Origin of the sequence: Roseobacter sp. MH60115 (assembly GCF_015644665.1) — a bacterium.
Classification (GTDB): Bacteria; Pseudomonadota; Alphaproteobacteria; order Rhodobacterales; family Rhodobacteraceae; genus Roseobacter.
Genome location: NZ_JADOBQ010000001.1, coordinates 940,492 through 957,753 on the forward strand (window position 1 = coordinate 940,492; position 17,262 = coordinate 957,753).

The 17,262-nt window shown below is 59.8% G+C and carries 13 protein-coding genes and 1 tRNA gene; 5 read left to right on the forward strand and 9 right to left on the reverse strand.

All coding sequences use genetic code 11. From position 1 onward, the window contains the following. Nucleotides 1-9 precede the first annotated feature (9 nt). The gene (locus tag ISX84_RS04440) at nucleotides 10-744 is read left to right on the forward strand and encodes a DUF4198 domain-containing protein (protein WP_326838708.1); all 735 of its coding nucleotides are present in this window, start codon (nucleotides 10-12) and stop codon (nucleotides 742-744) included. 89 nt (nucleotides 745-833) lie between these two features. Here ISX84_RS04440 and ISX84_RS04445 read toward each other — a convergent pair whose 3' ends face one another. Beyond that, a complete protein-coding gene (locus ISX84_RS04445) occupies nucleotides 834-1,550 on the reverse strand; it encodes a DNA helicase (protein WP_229884064.1) in 717 nt (238 codons plus the stop codon). A gap of 452 nt (nucleotides 1,551-2,002) precedes the next feature. On the opposite strand from ISX84_RS04445, the gene ISX84_RS04450 reads away from it, so the two are divergent. Next, complete coding sequence (locus ISX84_RS04450; protein WP_195819100.1) at nucleotides 2,003-2,389, forward strand: hypothetical protein; 387 nt, start codon at nucleotides 2,003-2,005, stop codon at nucleotides 2,387-2,389. A 33-nt stretch (nucleotides 2,390-2,422) separates the two neighbouring features. Here the strand turns inward: ISX84_RS04450 and ISX84_RS04455 are convergent, their stop codons facing one another. Next, a complete protein-coding gene (locus ISX84_RS04455) occupies nucleotides 2,423-3,715 on the reverse strand; it encodes a PQQ-dependent sugar dehydrogenase (RefSeq protein ID WP_195819101.1) in 1,293 nt (430 codons plus the stop codon). 169 nt (nucleotides 3,716-3,884) lie between these two features. After that, entirely contained in the window at nucleotides 3,885-4,259 is a 375-nt protein-coding gene (locus ISX84_RS04460; RefSeq protein WP_195819102.1) for a c-type cytochrome, read from the reverse strand. Nucleotides 4,260-4,775: 516 nt separating this feature from the next. On the opposite strand from ISX84_RS04460, the gene ISX84_RS04465 reads away from it, so the two are divergent. Further along, nucleotides 4,776-5,000, forward strand: a complete 225-nt coding sequence (locus ISX84_RS04465) for a hypothetical protein (RefSeq protein ID WP_195819103.1) — start codon at nucleotides 4,776-4,778, stop codon at nucleotides 4,998-5,000. Nucleotides 5,001-5,329: 329 nt separating this feature from the next. On the opposite strand, the gene ISX84_RS04470 is transcribed toward ISX84_RS04465, so the two are convergent. Beyond that, a tRNA-Ser gene (locus ISX84_RS04470) sits at nucleotides 5,330-5,419 on the reverse strand. Between the two features lie 678 nt (nucleotides 5,420-6,097). Between ISX84_RS04470 and grrM the strand changes: the two genes are divergently transcribed. Next, nucleotides 6,098-7,333, forward strand: coding sequence for a cyclophane-forming radical SAM/SPASM peptide maturase GrrM/OscB (gene grrM / locus ISX84_RS04475; protein WP_195819104.1), 1,236 nt, complete (start codon nucleotides 6,098-6,100; stop codon nucleotides 7,331-7,333). Then, nucleotides 7,278-10,802 (forward strand): hypothetical protein, encoded by a 3,525-nt coding sequence (locus ISX84_RS04480; RefSeq protein ID WP_195819105.1) that lies wholly within the window; start codon nucleotides 7,278-7,280, stop codon nucleotides 10,800-10,802. The genes grrM and ISX84_RS04480 overlap by 56 nt, the downstream gene beginning before the upstream one ends. Nucleotides 10,803-11,056: 254 nt before the next feature. Here ISX84_RS04480 and ISX84_RS04485 read toward each other — a convergent pair whose 3' ends face one another. The 5 genes from ISX84_RS04485 to ISX84_RS04505 all read right to left on the reverse strand — a co-directional run bounded on the left by ISX84_RS04485 (nucleotide 11,057) and on the right by ISX84_RS04505 (nucleotide 17,261). Continuing rightward, nucleotides 11,057-12,118 carry an ABC transporter ATP-binding protein gene (locus ISX84_RS04485; protein WP_195819106.1) on the reverse strand — a complete coding sequence of 354 codons (1,062 nt, stop codon included), beginning with the start codon at nucleotides 12,116-12,118 and terminating at the stop codon, nucleotides 11,057-11,059. Beyond that, nucleotides 12,118-13,386, reverse strand: coding sequence for an MGH1-like glycoside hydrolase domain-containing protein (locus ISX84_RS04490; RefSeq protein ID WP_195819107.1), 1,269 nt, complete (start codon nucleotides 13,384-13,386; stop codon nucleotides 12,118-12,120). Before ISX84_RS04490 ends, ISX84_RS04485 begins: the two co-directional genes overlap by 1 nt. After that, nucleotides 13,383-14,591, reverse strand: coding sequence for a carbohydrate ABC transporter permease (locus ISX84_RS04495; protein WP_195819108.1), 1,209 nt, complete (start codon nucleotides 14,589-14,591; stop codon nucleotides 13,383-13,385). The genes ISX84_RS04490 and ISX84_RS04495 overlap by 4 nt, the downstream gene beginning before the upstream one ends. Further along, a complete protein-coding gene (locus ISX84_RS04500; protein ID WP_195819109.1) occupies nucleotides 14,588-15,829 on the reverse strand; it encodes a carbohydrate ABC transporter permease in 1,242 nt (413 codons plus the stop codon). Before ISX84_RS04500 ends, ISX84_RS04495 begins: the two co-directional genes overlap by 4 nt. Nucleotides 15,830-15,908: 79 nt before the next feature. After that, a complete protein-coding gene (locus ISX84_RS04505) occupies nucleotides 15,909-17,261 on the reverse strand; it encodes an ABC transporter substrate-binding protein (RefSeq protein ID WP_195819110.1) in 1,353 nt (450 codons plus the stop codon). Between the last annotated feature and the right edge of the window lies 1 nt (nucleotide 17,262).

The window sequence follows — 17,262 nt, forward strand, 5'->3', positions numbered from 1 at the left end:
CTCGCGTTGGTGATCCTGGCCCCGGCCAGCGTCGACGCGCATGAGTTCTGGTTACAGCCAAACGCCTTTGTGCTGGCGCCAGAGTCGTCGGTCTCCGTTACCGTGCGCATCGGCGAAAACCTCGAAGGGCAGCCCTTTCCATTTGACCCGCGCGCGTACCGATCTGCGATGTGGTCGGGCCCTGCGCAGGCGGTCGAGTTGAGCGGCCTGCCATCCCGTGCAGAGTTCACCGGCTTGCCTGCCTATGGAGCAGGTCTTCACAGTTTGACAGTGTCTTCTTTCGAACAATCCCTCACCTACCGCGATCAGAACGATCTGCTGCATTTCCTGAAATCAGTTGGGCAGAAGGACCTGCTGATGTCTGCTGCCGGGCAAGGTCTCCCACGCAAGCAGATCAGAGAACGATACATGCGATCTTCAAAAGTTATCGTTCACTTTGGTCCGGTGACAGGGGCAGATACCCGCGTGAGCAAGGGGCGGGAGTGGGTTGCCCTTGACGATGGATTTGTGCTGTTCGACCATGAGCGTGTCGCCGAAGAGCAGGAGGTGCAAATCTACTGCAAGACGCGGAATGACGACCACCCTGTCATTCGGCAAAACATAAGGACTCGGCGGGATGGGCGCATTTCTCCAGATCTGCCACCGAACGCGACGTGTTTGCTCAACGCGGTTTTCGTCGAATTGGCCGGTTCAGGCAGTGACCTGACCAGCGACTGGGTTTCGCTCCTTTTTCAAACCAGGTAGCCGAGCGCTGCGGGCCATATCCTTGAACTGATACGGTGTGGGGCTTTGCGGGCCTTCAACGAACGTCCGCAAAGCACGTCCCGCCAGCCTTAAGCTGCCATCTCTATCCGGACTTCGCCGTCATGTAGGAAACATCTCTTGTCAAAAAGCGACAGATCGACGGGGTTTGGCAATCGAATATCACGAATGCTTGGCATGCCGCTTAAGGATTGCTCAAAAGCGCGGTCAATCTGTGAGATCATGACAATAATCGCACCGCGCTCGCAGGAAAATCTCTTCAGCGCCCGGACTTGTTCATCAAGCGGAGGATTGCTGCGCTTTTGATCCAACAGCTGCAGGTAATCGACAACGACCAATGCGTCATCGGGCGCAGCACGGAGACGTTGAATGATATGCGACGCGCAGATGTCGTCCGAGGTATCAACGACAACAGGACGGTCAAAGCTCCAAGGATCGCATCCCAGCTTTTCAAACCGATCCCGGACCTCCGTTTCAGTGTAATCTAGGGTGAAGACATAGCCAGCGCGGTTGATTTTTTCCGCCAGTGCAGCCAGTTCCAGCCCCAGAAGGGTTTTGCCGTGACCGGGGCGCGCACCGATAAGCACCATATCACCTGGCCTCATATGTCTCATGATTTCCTTGGCAGGTGTCGCTTGGGCGTAGTTGGTCGCCAGATGGCTCCAGTCCTTGAAGCCTTCTTTTGTGGCAATCCTGTTCAGCGCTTCATGGAGCCGAATATCGGTGTCGCGGGCCAGCAGTTTTGCCTGACGCTTCAGTTTGTAGATTGGGGATGACAGTTGCATCATGAACCTCCTTTTACGAGCGGTCTCCGCACTCCCTCCTTATGCGCGTGCTCGAACAGGTGGGTTCGAATTCGTATCGCTCTGCATGTCGAATGCTGCCCCAGTGGAGGGGGGAGGCCCGAGCAAGGCCACGTGCGAATACTAGCCTGACCGTTTGAAACACTCAATTGGGTTTCAGTTTTTTCCACACGTTAACGAAAGCCCAGGGTGGCTCGTAGAAGTCACCGGATGCCGCAGGGCATCGACCCGCCGGATCGTCGGTAACCAGTGCAAACCAGCCATCGTTCTCTTCTTAAGCGCCGCGCCCTCGGAGCGGGCAACCGTTAAAGGTCGCAGCAGTGCACCAGTACTGATGTCGATCAAGCGGGAACCAACGGTCTTTTGGACTTGGGATCCCTCTCTTGCCGCTGCGTTGATAAGTGACGATATTGCTCGATGAACCCGGGAGCGAAACAATGCGTGTTGCACCACCTCTTGTATGGATACTCGTCGCCGCGTTACCGGGCGCAAGTGGTGCAGACATACGAGGGGCGACAGATCGTGCCAGATCGGGCGCATTCGACACGATGGGTGCGGTCCGCTGCGCACAGGAAGTCGGGCAGTCGCTGGGGGATTGCAGTGCCGCGGTCGCCCGTGCCGATGGATCAGCGGCAGTTGTCGTGACCTTCGCAAACGGTTTCGCACGGACATTGATGTTTTCGGATGGGGACTTCCTGCGCGGCAATGCGACCATGTCGGGTGTCGGCACCGACACGGACTGGCAGCTGTCGCGCGGCCTTTATCATGTCCGGGTGGATGACCAGCGCTTCGAAATTCCCGAGGCACTGGTCACCGGAGACTGAGCCGCGCGACATCGCCGCGCGGCTCTTGATCCATCAGCCGCCGGGTGTCAGCTTGTAAATCGTGCCTTCGTCGATGGATGTGTAGAGGCTGCCATCGGGGCCCATCACCACCGAACGGAAGCGCCCTGACTCCATCGGGAGGGTCATCTCAGTCACGTCTTCCACGTCCGTGTTGTCGTCATTGAACTGGATGACGTCGATCCGCTGACCAATTGGTGTGCCACCAAAGCCGATGCCCATGATGCCGACAACCATCGCGCCGTCCCAGTCTCCCCAGGCGTCGCCTTTCAGGAAGGCGGCGGATGAGGTGCCTTGCGACCAGCCGTTGTTGTTCCAGATCGGCGCCATGGCGTCAGGATAGGTGTCGAAATCAGTCATCGGCATAAACGCCGCCCGCTCGTAGCGGTTCATCCCGTCTTCCTGATTGGGGCTGTAGCCACAGTAGCCGTCTGGGCAGTCACCGCGCCCTGCCATGTTCGGCCGCGGGTCCCAGCCCGCATTGCCCCCATTCTCAAGAATAGTGATTTCGTCGGAGTGCCAGGGTCCGTGTTCTGCCGTGATCGCCGCACCTGTCTCCGGGTGGAAGGCGATCCCTTGCACGTTGCGGTGTCCGTAGGTGTAGGTTCTGGTGTCGAAACCGTCCGGCGGGCTGTTGTCCGCAATCGCGTTCCCATCGGTGTCGATCCGCAGAACTTTCGAGCCCATCATCGTCGGGCTCTGCGGGACCTGGCCGTTGTGCGTATCACCGGTTGTCAGGAAAAGGTGACCGTTTGCATCAAACCGAACACGCCCGCCGTTGTGCGCGCCGGGACCGCCGAAGGGATGGTTCGATGCCGCCATCTTGTACGGCACGTCATCGACGATATCTGTCCGGTCGGAGACTTCGGTGAAGTCTTCGCTCAGGGTGAAACGCATCAGCCTGTTTGTGTGTGGGTCCGACATATTGGATGTCGAATACACGTAGATGCGGCGGTTGTCCGCGAAGTCCGGATCAAACGCGACACCCATCATACCCGCTTGACCTTCGCAGAAGAGATCCGAGCCGTTTGACGCGTAACCCTCTGTTTCACCGACACCATAAAGCGCTTTGACCACGCCGTCCGGAAGCCGCACCGACAGACCCGAGCATTTCTCGGTGAACAGCATCGTGCCATCCTCCAGAAACGCCATGTCCCACGGATTTTCCAAACCGTCGAGCACAATCTCATGCTGCAGATTGGTGGTGTTCATGCCACTTTGTGCAAGTGCTGATGATGACCAGATGGCCGTACCGGCCAGAAGCGCAGCAGCAACCGGCAGCGCAGAAAAAGACGTGACGTGACCCATGTTTTCCTCCCAATAGTCGAGTCCAAAGTCCGACCGGGAAGGCCTCACGGCGCATTCTCTATCCCGGCGGACCGAGACGTTAACCATAGGTGTCGGTCAATCGACCGGTCAACGCATTTTCTCGTTTTGATAGAATCCCCTGACACAGCAAGGGGTTAAACGAACCGCCTCAGTCGAAGGCCGTGGCGACGTAAACCGAGATATTGGTGATATCCTCATCGGAGAGCTTTTTTGCATGGCTGATCATGAGAATAGAATTCGGACCGATCTTTTCCCCGGACCTGTAGATTTCGAGCTTCTCTGCAATGTACTCCGGCGACTTGTCCGAAAGCTTTGGGTAGCTTGCTGCGCCTTGCGCCTTGTTGCCGTGGCAGGCCCGGCAGGACTTGCGAAAGATTTTCTCTGCCGCTTCCAGATCGACTTCTTGTTCAAGTGCTGCTGTTCCGGTTTGTTCGGCAGCCGTGGCCTCCGTTGCGTGATTGTCTGCCCGCGCCGCAAAGCCGCATATGATCATCAACGCAGTGAGAACATAGAATTTCGACATCGGCAGGGTCTCCTTGCTCGGGCGATACCCTTCTTTCTAACCTGTCTTCACGGCAAGTCCAGCGTCCGGCAATGATCAAGTATCAAGCGGCATCGAGTGCAATTCGCGGGGTGCCATTTGCGTCAAATGCCTGCCCGGCGATCTGCGGACCCAAGCCATCGTCGGGGAAAATGAGTCAGGCCACCAAAAAGGTGCCATCCGAGAACATGACGGGTTGGGTCTGGAAGCCGGTCCCGCCGGAAACAGAAGTGAGGATGCTCAGGCGTGCTAGCGTGAGGAGCAGCGTAGTCATCATCGACATCCAATAAGGAAAAGCAATTATTGATCGATTTGATCAACAGCGTGGTCATGATCATGGCTGGCAAACTCAATCTGCGGATCATGAACAAAGATATGATGATCGTGATGGTGGGTTTGATGTTTCGAGCCTATGAGTGACTGCATCTGGTACCTTCACATTGCTGCAGTGCTTACCGCTTACAAGCAGAGTTTGTTTCATTTGCAACGGAGGATTACATGCAGGATGATACCCCTGAAACGTCGCCCGAAGAACCAGATACGAAGCCGCAATTTAAACCAGCCAAACAATTGGCATCAAAGCCTGAAAACGAAAACTCGACCTTCAGGCTGATACGTCGCGCAGTCGTTGTCGTTTCAGCAGCCACAATCAGTACAATCGTCGCAATCATTACGTTTATTGGTCTGTTCTTTAGTAATCTTCTGGATAGACCGCTGGGCTAAGAAGTCGATCCAAGAGAACGATGTTGGCAACATGCCTTCGTTCATGTCCTACGATCTGGCCAAGACCATCATGCAGTTCCGGTCCTTCATAACCGCCGCCTACAAGCCGCTCCCGTCGCCGTGGCGGCCGGGGCCAAGGGTTCGGACCAGATTTTTCGTCAGCTTTCCGCTAAGTGCAGCCATAAAAATACCACGATTTCTACCACGCAATGAATAGAAACGGGTCTAATCGAAGAGAAATGAAAAGCAATAACGAAAGCAGATAAATCAACAAAAACAGCCCCATAAGGGGTTGAATGAGCACCAACTGAGTTGAATAAAATGGTGGGTGGCGGAGACGAAGGGATTCGAACCCTCGAGACCCTTCCGGGCCTACTCCCTTAGCAGGGGAGCGCCTTCGACCACTCGGCCACGTCTCCGCCGACGGGTATAGCCGCGCAATCCATGGAGTTACAAGGTGAAATCGACGCGACGCCAAAGACGTGTTTTCGGAGACACGCCTAATGTCGCTGCCGCCGTCGGTAACCTGTTCGCTGCTTGCGCGCATGGCGTGAAACCGTGCTTGCCCAAATGAGGCGAGGTTCCTGCCAAACACAACCGCACGCTTGCCCGAGCGGCATGGTCGCCACCCGAATATGGACATATCCGGAAAAGCGTCTCAGGCGCCGCCAAAGAGCCCGCGTGGGCAGGTTGCAGGTGCTTGACCGGGTCGTCTTCACGGCGCTCACCAACTTCGAAAAGCCCATGAAATCGTTCTTGAAAAAGCTTTGCGGATTCTGCGCAAAGAACCGGTGATTGAATTCCAGCGTGCAAAAACGGGTAATCCATGTTACAATTCAACCATAATTTGAAAAAGAGCTTTTTATGTGCCGACTTAAGACATCGACCTCACTGGTCCTGTTGTTAGCTGCAATTCCATCTTTCTCTGCAGCACATTCCACTCCCACCGGGCTGGATGTTCCTCAAGCCACGCAACGTCTCCAAGACGACCGAAACCTGTTGCGGGTGCGGTTGGAGACGGCTGCGGCCAAGCTGCCGGATGCCTCCGATGATCTGTCAGTCGCGCAATGGAATAATTGGAGCAACTGGTCAAACCTTTGGAACAACTGGAACAACTGGGCAAACTGGTAAAGTCGCGGCAAACGCCGTCACTTCTGGTTCTGCAGCCGACGTCGTACTGTAATCTCGATTGCAGTTATTGTTATCTGCAGCATCGCGATGACCGTGCGCGGATGTCGGATGAGACGTTGCGTGCGATTGCCCGAAACATCATTGCCCCCTGTCCACCGGACGAGCGGCCCCTGGTGGTGTGGCACGGCGGCGAGCCGATGACGCTGCCTGCGGCCTGGTACGCGCAGGCTTTTGCTCTGCTGGAAGAGGAGGGCGGTGGGCCACCGCTGCGCCATGCCTTTCAGACCAATGCGGTGGGGGTGAACGCCTCATGGATCGACCTGTGGCGCACGTGGAAGGTCAACATCGGTGTCAGTCTTGATGGCCCTGCGGACCTGCACGACAGCCGCCGACGGACACGGCGCGGAAAAGGGAGCCATGCCCTCGCTATGCGGGGTGTGTCCCGACTGCAGGAGGCTGGCCTGCCGTTCCATGTCATAACCGTACTCACGGCGCAGAGCCTGTCGCGCGCCGACGACATCTATGATTTCTTCACCGGGCAAGGCATTCGAAATGTCGCCTTCAACGTTGAAGAGGAAGAAGGGCAGGAGGGGGGCAGCAGCCTGCTTGCGACCTCTCAGGTGGCAGCGGGCTACACGTCCTTTCTGAAGCAGTTCCTGCACCGGTGTGCCGTGGACCCCGAGCCTTTCCATTGCCGCGAAATCGAGGGGGTCAAGGGGCTGCTCGCCGCGCCGCATGACCAACGGGCTGAGAATTGGCAGGTGGACCCGTTTCGGATCGTGACGGTCGGTGTGCAGGGCGGGCTGTCGACCTTTTCGCCGGAACTCATTGGTGCCACGGCCCCGGACTATGATGACTTTGTCTTTGGAAACGTTCGAGACGGCGGCGTGCAGAGCATGCGGGACAGCGATGCCTTTCGACGGGCGAGCGACGATATCGCCAGGGGCGTTGCGGCCTGTGCCGCTGAATGCCGTTTTTTCGAGGTCTGCGGCGGTGGTGCCCCCGCCAACAAGTATTTCGAGCTGGGCCGGTTCGACGGCACCGAAACGCTGCACTGCAGGCTGACCCGTCAAATCACGCTCGAAACCGTCCTTGATGCCCTTGACGCCGGGGTTTTTGACCATTCATCGCAAGAAGGATTTCTCCATGACCGATCAGGATCCGCCGACCAACGCGCAAGAACAGGATCTGGGCAGCGATAGCGTCGTCACTGGCGCTGGAGAAAAACCCAAGGAGCCGGAGGAGGCCCCAAAGCGCTCGGTCTTGTCCAGGCTCTACGGCACGCTGGCGGGAGTTGTCCGGCCAACCCTGCCGGGTGTTATTCTGGTCTGCGTGATCGTCTTGATCATGGCGGTCTGGCAAGGGGAATGGACGCAATGGCCCGACAAGATCCGCAAGATGGTCACGGCCGGTCGGGCCGCTGTCTCTGATCCTGTCTTGCCGGGGGTTCTGTCGATTGAGCCGCCACAGCTTTATACCCGCGAACGTCTGGTCAACGACCGCTTCCGGCAGGCCAACTGGCTGGAAGAGCAGCTGGCGAAAACCAAGGAGGAACAGACCGTCACCCCGGTGTCGCGCGAGCAGCGCTCGCAGAGCCTGGTTGCGACGCTGATGGGGGCGACCCAGGAGCCGCAAGACCAGAACCAGACGACTGCCGCAGATCCCGTACCCGTCAGTGCGCTGCAGCAGTTGGGCGCGGTTGACAAGATGCGCCTGCGTCTGCGGACCGATCTGATGGATACGTTGCTGGATGACGGCCATGATCTTGAAGGCAACACACTCTACCGGCTGAACTTTGACGCGGTCGTCATGCCTCTGATCAACCGGCGCAGCTATCCAGGCACGGCGGTTTTCATCATCGAGGCCCGCGATCCCTATGCCGAACTCGAAGAGAAATGTGTCGGCACGGAAGACGATGCCGTGTGCACCGACGAAAAGGCGATGATCGAGCAAAGGCGCATTGTCGATGACGTGGAGCTGCTGCGCGGGTGGCAGCGGGAAATCCAGCAGTTCCTGACAAAGGTGCTGGATGCCCGGATCGAGGCCTTCCGCCAGAACGGCCGCCTGCACAATCCCGTCGACCCGAAGGAAAACATTGCGCTGGACTGGTTCTTGCGGCGCGAGCTGATTTCAGCGTTCTTTGGCGCGGTTGTCTACGACCCGGAGGTGTTGTCGATATGCCGCGAACGGCGTTTGGTGCCTGCAAAAATAACCAGTTCCAATCAGTTGGCGCCGGGTTGGGCGAGCGCCTGTCAGAACTGGATTGCCGAGACCATCGGTTTTGACTGGCGTACGGACAACCATGTGCCGACCGTGAATGCCTCTGACGCCTTGGCGCCGATGGTGCAGGCGGGTTTTCGCAAGGCGATCCGGCGCGCGCATTACATTAACACCGTGCTGGCCATTGAAGGGCAGATGTCCGTGCAAAAGCTGCAAAACAGCGCGCGGCCTGCACAGGCCAGCCAGCAGAACACAACCGGTGGCGACGGGTCGTCTGACGGCAGCATTCAGTGTGCCGCCGCGCAGCAAGGCGGCGCGCTCATCGATTGCCCGCAACAGGCTGTGCAAGAAGTGAAATCGCCCCCCCCGATGGACGTGGGTTCCATGCCGCAGGACGAGGATTACAAGCAGGCGCTGGTGCGTCTGATCTCGGTCTGGCAGGGCATGGAGGAGTGGGGCCGCGAGGTGCAATTCGGTGCGATCATGCAGGCAGCCTTTGATCCTCAAACGCGCGAGACGGCGACGGTCCCGGCGAAAAGCCAGGTCGCTGTGCCTGTCAAATCCCGGCTGCTGGCGGCGCTTTCCAAGTTCGATGCTCATCTGCCGTCTGAAACAGATATCACCAGCCTGCGCAAAAGACTGCGGGAGGAGGGCACACAGAATTTCGTGCTGGTCCGTGGCCAGGCGACAATCCATCCGCAGCTGCGCTCATCCGTCGAGCAATGCCCTGAACGCACCGACTATACCGCGCAATCGGTCGTGGGGGCCTACAAATGCCTCTTCATGCGCAGCGAAGCGGGCCGCGCCTCCAACGCGTTGATATCGCATTTCCTGCTGGCGCGCTTGCAAGAAGAACTGCCTGTCTACGACCGTGAAAGCCGGTCCATTCGGGATTTTCTGGACATTTCGCTGAAAGGATGCAGCACCACGGGATGCCGCATCCAGGTGTCGCAATACAAGGACCTGCCTGGCAATGAAATCTTTGGTGCCCGCGAGGCGGGGTTCCTGCCAGCCGTTTCGAGCCGTGCCAACAGAGCGCGCGGCGAGATTATCCCCGCCCGCGTCTATGATGTGATCGACGAGTTCAAGGTCGGCGGTGGTGCTGTCTGGGCCGGGGGCAACTGGAAACAGCGTCTGACGGCGAATTGCATTGCCAAGAACGTCAGGATGCACACGATCCGGCTGACGGATGCGAAACTGAAAACCGCTCTGCAGATCGTGGATCAGAACCTGTCGCCGGATCAGACATCAAAAGGGTGCGAAAAGCGCGCGCTTTCCTACGAAACCCGTGAACGGCTCGAAATGACCAAATACTGTCTCGACCTTGCGAGACGCCATGCCAATCATCACGAGGCGCGGACCGAGATTTACCTGTCGTGCATGCTGCGCGACTGGATCAACACGCAGCGCAGCGACGTGACGGTCTACGCCGTAAGCCCGCGCGCCGGGGACGGGGACGATCTGGCGCACCGGATCGACGCGGCATCGGCTCAGATTGGTGCCGCTCTGCCTGCCAATGCGCCGCTGAGCGGTCAGATGAACCTCGCGGATGTCAGAAGCAAGGAGCAGGTCATCAGCAACCCGCGGGTGATCGGCTTCAGCCATTTGCCGGGGTCTGATCAGCAGGACCGTAACAGGGGCAAGAGCTCTACGGATCGGGCCACATTCGGATGGGCCATCCGGCCGCGACGGCTGAGCACAACGGGCGGGTATCAGTCCAGCCACCACCGTCTGTCTGCGGTGATCAGCCTGCCCAGTTGGTGGAAGCGGGTGGATTTCGATGTCCGGGCCTGCTGGGTGCAGCCCCCACATGTCAATTCGCCCGCGGTTGATTTCACCAAACTCTGTCGGGGCGATCCCGCTGCCGCGTCAGGTCAAACGGATGTGATCATGCCGTCGATGCGGCAATTCCGCCGTCACTTTGAAATCAAACTGCCACGGCGGGTCGAAGAGATCACCGCGCGGTTCAATTTCGATTTCATCCGCGCGCCGTATTACTACCGGGAGTTCGATCAGTATGTTCAGCGCTATCCGCAAATTCTGTCGCTTGAGGCGGGCCGGCCGGGCAAGTTGGTCTTGCAGGGTGAGCGTCTGTGGCGCGGCACGGTTGTCACGGTCAACAACCAGAGCGCGGACAGCATTGTGGTCCTGCCGGACATGAAAGGGGTGGTGGCCCATTTCAAATGCATTCATCCGCCCGACGGGATGTTTCACTTCAAGAAGTTCGACGAGAATTTGAAGATTGCCGACGCGGCGCGCGCTGCCGCGGCAAAGCAGGATGATGGGTCGGGAGGGCCACCGCCCTCCAATGCGCCCGGACGCGCGCCAAGCGTGCCGCTCTTTGTCTGGACCTCGGAAGGCGGGACAACGGACAAGCAGGTCGAAGTCCATCCCTTCGTGCAGCGCTGGACTGACGAGAGACCTTGCTGGCTGGACGCGCCGGAGCCTTAGGCGATTGGTTCCGGTAGACCGCGCTTGACCGGTTTGGCCTCGGCACCACGGGCATCAGGCTGGTTTCCGTCAGCATGCGGCGGTCGGGTAGGGATGGCGCCGATGAGCCCGCGCGTTAGGCGCCGGTCCGCCAATGCGCGCAGGACTTGGGACCGTTGCAGCCACATGTGATTGCCGTCCTACGGGCGACGCCCAAGACTAGCCGTGTCGCTGGCAGGCAACGGCCTTCGCAAGCGCTCAGGCACAGCGCTTTGTCATGCGGAGGCTGAATGCACGGCCAGACCAGCCTCGTCAAAGAAATGAAGCCGATGCGGCGGGAAGATGAGCCCCACTTTTTCGCCGGATTTCAACGTTGTCTCTCCGGATACACGCGCGGTCATCTGGCCCAGAGAACCGCAATCGAGGATCACGAAACAGTCAGCGCCAAGATATTCGACCACGTCTATCGTCCCATCCAGCGCGCCTTCGCCAACTGTGCCGAGCTCCATGTGCTCGGGACGGATGCCCAGGTGAACCGCGTCGTGATCACCGCGATACTCACCGCCGCGCCCGCCAGCGAGCTTATAGGTATCGCCCGTCGCCTCGCAGGGTATGACATTCATCTTAGGCGATCCGATGAATTGGGCGACAAACAGATTGGCCGGACGTTCGTAGAGCGCGCGCGGCGCGCCGACCTGCGCAATCTTGCCGAATTCCAGCACCACGATCTTGTCGGCCAGCGTCATCGCCTCGACCTGATCGTGGGTCACGTAGATCATCGTGGCGCCAAGTGACTGGTGCAGTTTCGCGATTTCGTACCGCATCTCGACCCGCAATGCGGCATCGAGGTTCGAGAGCGGCTCGTCAAAGAGAAACGCCGTGGGGTCGCGCACGATGGAGCGCCCGATGGCCACGCGCTGGCGTTGCCCGCCCGACAGATCCTTGGGACGCCGGTCGAGGTATGGCTCCAGCTTCAGAACACTTGCGGCGTGGTTCACCTTGTCATCGATTTCGGATTTCGGGGCGCCTGCGGTCTTGAGGGAAAAACCCATGTTCTCGCGCACGCTCATATGGGGATAGAGCGCGTAGCTCTGGAACACCATTGTCAGGCCGCGCTTTGCAGGCGGTTCGGGTGTCACGTCGCGACCATCGATCAGGATCGCGCCGCGCGAGGTCTCCTCAAGCCCGCCGATCATGCGCAGCAGCGTGGATTTCCCGCACCCCGAGGGACCGACGAAAATGACGAATTCGCCATCGTCAATGTCAAGGTCCACCCCTTTGATGACCTGCACCTCACCGTACCATTTTTCGACGGCTTCAAGCTTGATCGCACCCATCAGGAGGCTCCTTTCGGTCGTGTCGGTGAGGCCCAGCACAGCCAGACGGCCGCGGTCCAGGTAAAGGTGCCGCCACCGGCCGCATCCCCGGTTATCGGGTCGAAGTATTCGGCAAAGCCGTGTTCCCTGATGAGGTCGGCGGTTGTTTTGCGCAGTGCCTCGGCCCGGTCGTTGAGCCCGCGTTCTTCAAGTCCGATCCCGATCAGCGCGTTCATGACCCCCCAGGTCGGCCCGCGCCAGTAGCGTTTGGCGTCAAACCGTTCGGAACTGGGATCATGACTGGGAACAGGATACCTGCAGATCGAGGCGATGCGGTCGTATTGTGCCTCCATGCCGGGGTGATCCAGGCCGGCGTACCAGTTGAGGAACGACGCGTTCGACACACAGCCGGACCATTCGCCCGAGCGCACATCGCGCGCGTCATAGCTCGCAAGCTCAGGGTTCCAGAGGGTTTCTGCCCCGACCTCCAGCACCTCGATGGCGGCCTCGATGCCGCTGACATCCTCGCCAAGCGCCTGTCCCAGAACGGCCAGATCGCGCTGCGCCCGGAGCAGGGTGAAGGTCATCGTGGGATCGGCGACCCGGAACGGGTTCTGATCCAAAAGCGCGGCTTCGTCCCACTTCAGCCGCCGCCCCAGCTGCACCAGCCAGATGTACCTGTCGTAGTCGTATTTCGTGGGCCGCATCGCAGGATCGACGTGGGAAGTGTCCCGGCGCGTGTATTCACCAACCCCCGTCGGGTCGATCCCGGCCATCGCGCCATCCCAGTCAGGCGTGTTGTCGCGCCCGGCTTCCCAGGGATGCGTGATGCAGACCGCACCTTTGTCGAGACGCCAGTCCATGAACCACTGGTGCCACGCCACCATCCTTGGAAAAAGACGGGCCAAAGCCGGGCGGCTGCCTTCGGGGTCAATCTCGTAGATCCGGCGCGCAAAGCTGGCCGCCACCGGCGGCTGGCTGATCCCCGAGGAGGCCACCGGTCCGGTCCCGCCCCAGATGTCCGGGCCGGGGAAATAGCCCGGGTCCGGGCGGTGAAAGAGGATATGCGGCACCATGCCGTTGCGCCACTGACCGGAAAACAATGTCCCGATTTCATCCCAGGCCCGTGCAACATCGAAGGTGGCAAACCCCCAGGCGGCGAAGGCACTGTCCCAGTTCCATTGGTAGGGGTAGAGACCGGCTGTGGGCACGGTGTAGCCGCCACGGTCATTGCCCCGCAGAATGGCGCGCGCCTGTTCATCCATATTCGGCGTTCTATGCGTATTCATCCCTTTACGCTCCCTGCAGTTAGACCTTTGGTCATGAATTTCTCCAATCCGAGGAACAGGACCATGACGGGCACGGTGGCGATGACGGCGCCGGCCATCAGATGTTCCCGGGGGATTTCCGAGCTGTTGAGCATGGCGACGCCGCGCGTCAGCGTGAATTTCGACGGATCATCCAGCAGCATGAAGGCCAGAAGGAATTCGTTCCAGGCGATCATGAAGACATAGAGGCTGACGGAGGCGAGCGCGGGCAGGGCCAGGGGCAAGGTGATCTTCCAGATGACCTGCAACCGGTTCAGCCCGTCCATCAGCCCGGCTTCCTCCACCTCCGGCGGCAGTCCGCGAAAGTAGCCCTGCAGCATGTAGAGCGCCACGGGGATCGTCGTGACCGGATAGATCATGACGATGCCGAGCACGGTATTGCGCAGCCCGGTGACTGAAAAGGCGATGTATATGGGCAGGGCCAGCACGATCATCGGCACCATGTAGATGAGCAGGATCGAGCGTGAGAAGGCCTTCTGGCCCCGGAACCGCAGCCGGGCCACCGCGTAGGCGCCCGGAATGGAGAAGGCGAGCGTGATGAAAACCGTAAGCACCGACACATAGAAGCTGGTCCACATGTAGGTGCCGAAGTTAAAGTCGCGGAAGAGTTCGTGATAACTGCGAAACAGCGCCCATCCCTTGTCGAGGTCCAGCGAGAAGTCGAGCGGGTTTTGCAAGAGGGCCGACTGCGATTTGAGCGAGGTCATGACCATCACGTAGAAAGGGATCAGCACGATCGCGGTGAAGAAGATGTAGCCAAAGCCGGTGAGGAACCGGATCCACGCCTCCTCCATCTCGTGCCGGGTCAGCGGTCCCATGGGCACATCCTCCATGATTGCGACCATGGACCAGCCGATCACCAACGCGAGGAGGACGGCGGCGATGCTTTCGGATGTCGCCGTGCTCTCCATGACCATGGGGCCCAGGCCGATCAGGGTCAGCATGAAAACCGGTGCGGCGATCATTGCGATCCTGATCTTCCTGTCGTGCGCAAGTGCGGCGACCACACCCGATGCCGCCCCCACGATCAGCGAGATAATCAGCGCGGGGCGAAACGCATCGCCCGTCGCAAAGGAAAGCGTGATCGAGACCGTCGTGGCGAGGATAAAGAGCCACAGCGCACCGATGAGCGGCCCGGTGACGTAGCCAAAACGCAGGACCCTCATAGTCCTTCCTCCCGGCTGATGAATCTGAAGAAGAAAAAGCTGAAGGCCAGCAGGCAGCCGAAGATTACGACGGCCACCGCTGCCCCTGCGCCGATGTTGGATATCGCAAAGGCCTGTTCGTAGACGTTCACCGTCAAGGTGCGTGTCCCGGCATTCCCGCCGGTCAGAAGGAAGATGTCGTCAAACTTGTTGAAGGTCCAGATGAAGCGCAGCAGGAACAGAACCGACAGGATGCCAAGCAGCATCGGCAGGCTCAGGTACCAGAATTTCTGGAACGGCGACGCCCCGTCCATGTCGGCGGCCTCGTACATGTCGGTGTCGATGGACTGCATCCGCGCAAGGATGAAGAGGAAGCTCAGCGGGAAGTAGCGCCAGATCTCGAACACCGTCACCATGATCAGCGCAAGCGGGCGTTGGCCAAAGAAATTGATCGCCTCACTGGTCACACCCATTTGCAGCAAAAGCGCGTTTGCCGAGCCTGAAAAGGGGTCAAAGAGGTTCACCCAGGTGAAGGCCACCGCAATGACCGGCGCCACATAGGGAAAGAGGTAAAGCCCGCGCAGAATGCCTTGCCCGCGAAAGCTCTTGTTCAGGAGCATCGCTGCAAAGAGGCCGAAGAGCAGCGCACCCACCGTGCCGAAAACGGTGTAGAAGATCGTGACCCACATCACGGTCCAGAATGCGTCGCCGTCAAAGACCCTGGCAAAGTTCTCGACTGTGAACTCCGCGTTCGTCAGGATGGACTCCGCCTCGCCGCGGACGATGGGTGTCGACCCTTCGGCGGCCTCTTCAGCCGCGTCTTCCTCTGCGCCGTCGGCCAGCATCACCGGCACGCGCAGCCGCTCGTTGTACCCCGGCTCCAGAGTGCCAAGATCACAGGCGAAGGCGCGGCCGTCCAGCGTGCACCCTGCGGGAAGATCGCCCGTCACGATCAGGCTTTCAGGCCAGACATCGCGAATGGTAACCTCGGTGATTTCGGTGTCCTGACTGGAATTGCGCAGCCGGTATTCGATCCGCATCTCGTCGCCCGATCCACGCAGGCTTTCGCGCAGCACAGGGGCCGGTGGGCGCAGGTCTGCAAGTCCGATGGGTTTGAAGCTGATCCAGAAGATGGCGAGCAGGGGCAGGACCACCACCAGCGAGACGATGGTAATGGTCGGCAAAAGCAGGGACCAGGCCAGGCGCGCCTCTCGCCTTTCCAGCGGGCCGCGACCGTTCGGGGGGATTGCAACGCGCATCGCGTCCTCCGGTCAGCAGGGTTTTGGGAATGATCTGCCCGCCCCGGCGCAAGCACCGGAACAGGCGTGGGGAAACCCCTTATTCGATCTCGGCGAGCTGTTCGTTCATGGCGGCCACGGCGGCGGCCGCGTCAATTTCGCCGTCAATGTACTGGCGCACCACGCGGTTGATGACCTGACTGTTGATCATCTTGGAGGCGAGGCCCAATTGCCCCTCGGTCACACCCCAGCGCTTGGCGACGTCGAGACCACCGACAACCTCGTCAATCATGGCCTGGTCATAGAGCTCGCCCAGAGGGGCCTTGCGATCCACGCCGACAGGCAGCTTGGCCCAGGCCTCCGAGAATTTCGCAGGCGCGTCCGCGGTCCCGCGGCGCACGGGGAATTTGCCCTCGGGCGCGATGGAAAGCGTTTGCGCATAGCCATCGTCCATCGAGAACTTCACGAACTCCATCGCCAGATCGGTGTCGGCATCGTTTGTGATCCCGAAGTAGCGCACATCACCCCAGGCCGCCCCGTCCGGGTTCGACGGGCCGGAAAAATTGGTCACGATGCCGGTCTTCGAGGCCAGCTCGGACGACGTGGGATCATCGGTGATGGTGGGCGGGGCGCTGTCGCGCAGCCCCGCAAGCTCGTCAAGGATGAAGGGCGACCAGATGATCATCGCCGCCTGACCGGCGAAGTAAAGCTCGCGCGACTGCTGCCAGAAAAGCTCGCCCGGCGGGGAGGCTTCCGCGATTGCCTTATAGAATTCGAGGACTTCGGTGGTGGCTGCCAGATCAAGTTCGGTGGCACCATCGGCATCGACGGGTGACACGCCATTCGCAAGGAACACATGCTCCAACACCTGCGACATGAAGTTCTCATCGACTTTGGTAGCGGCGACAAACCCGTACATCTCCGGCGGGTTGTGCAGGGCGTCGAGTGCCGCGATCACATTGGCAAAGGATGTGGGCGGTTCCAGACCCGCCTCTGCGAACTTGTCCGCACGGTAGACAATCATCTGGGTCCAGCCGTCGACGGGAACGGAAGCAACACCGCCCTCCAGGGCCGCCATTGCAAGCGGGCCCGGGGCGAAGGTGCTCTCACCCAGTTCCTCAACCACTTCGGAGGCGGCTTCCGTGTCCAGGATGCCCGCCTCAGCCCAGGGCAGCGCGTATTGCAGCGGGTGGTAGATCACGTCGGGCAGATCGCCCGCCGCAAAGGCCGCGGTGGCCCGTGTGCCCATGTCGGATTCCGAGACCGGGATCACCTCGACAGCGGTGCCTGTCGCCGCCTCGAACTGGGCCGCCATATCCTGCTGCTTGGCCAGACGTTCAGGCTGTTCCTCCGTTGTCCAGAACCGGATCGTGTCCGCGCTCAATGCGCCGACAGAGAGCGCGAGCGCCAGGGCTGCGGTGGTCAGCAGCTTGGTTTTGGTCTGAAATGTCATT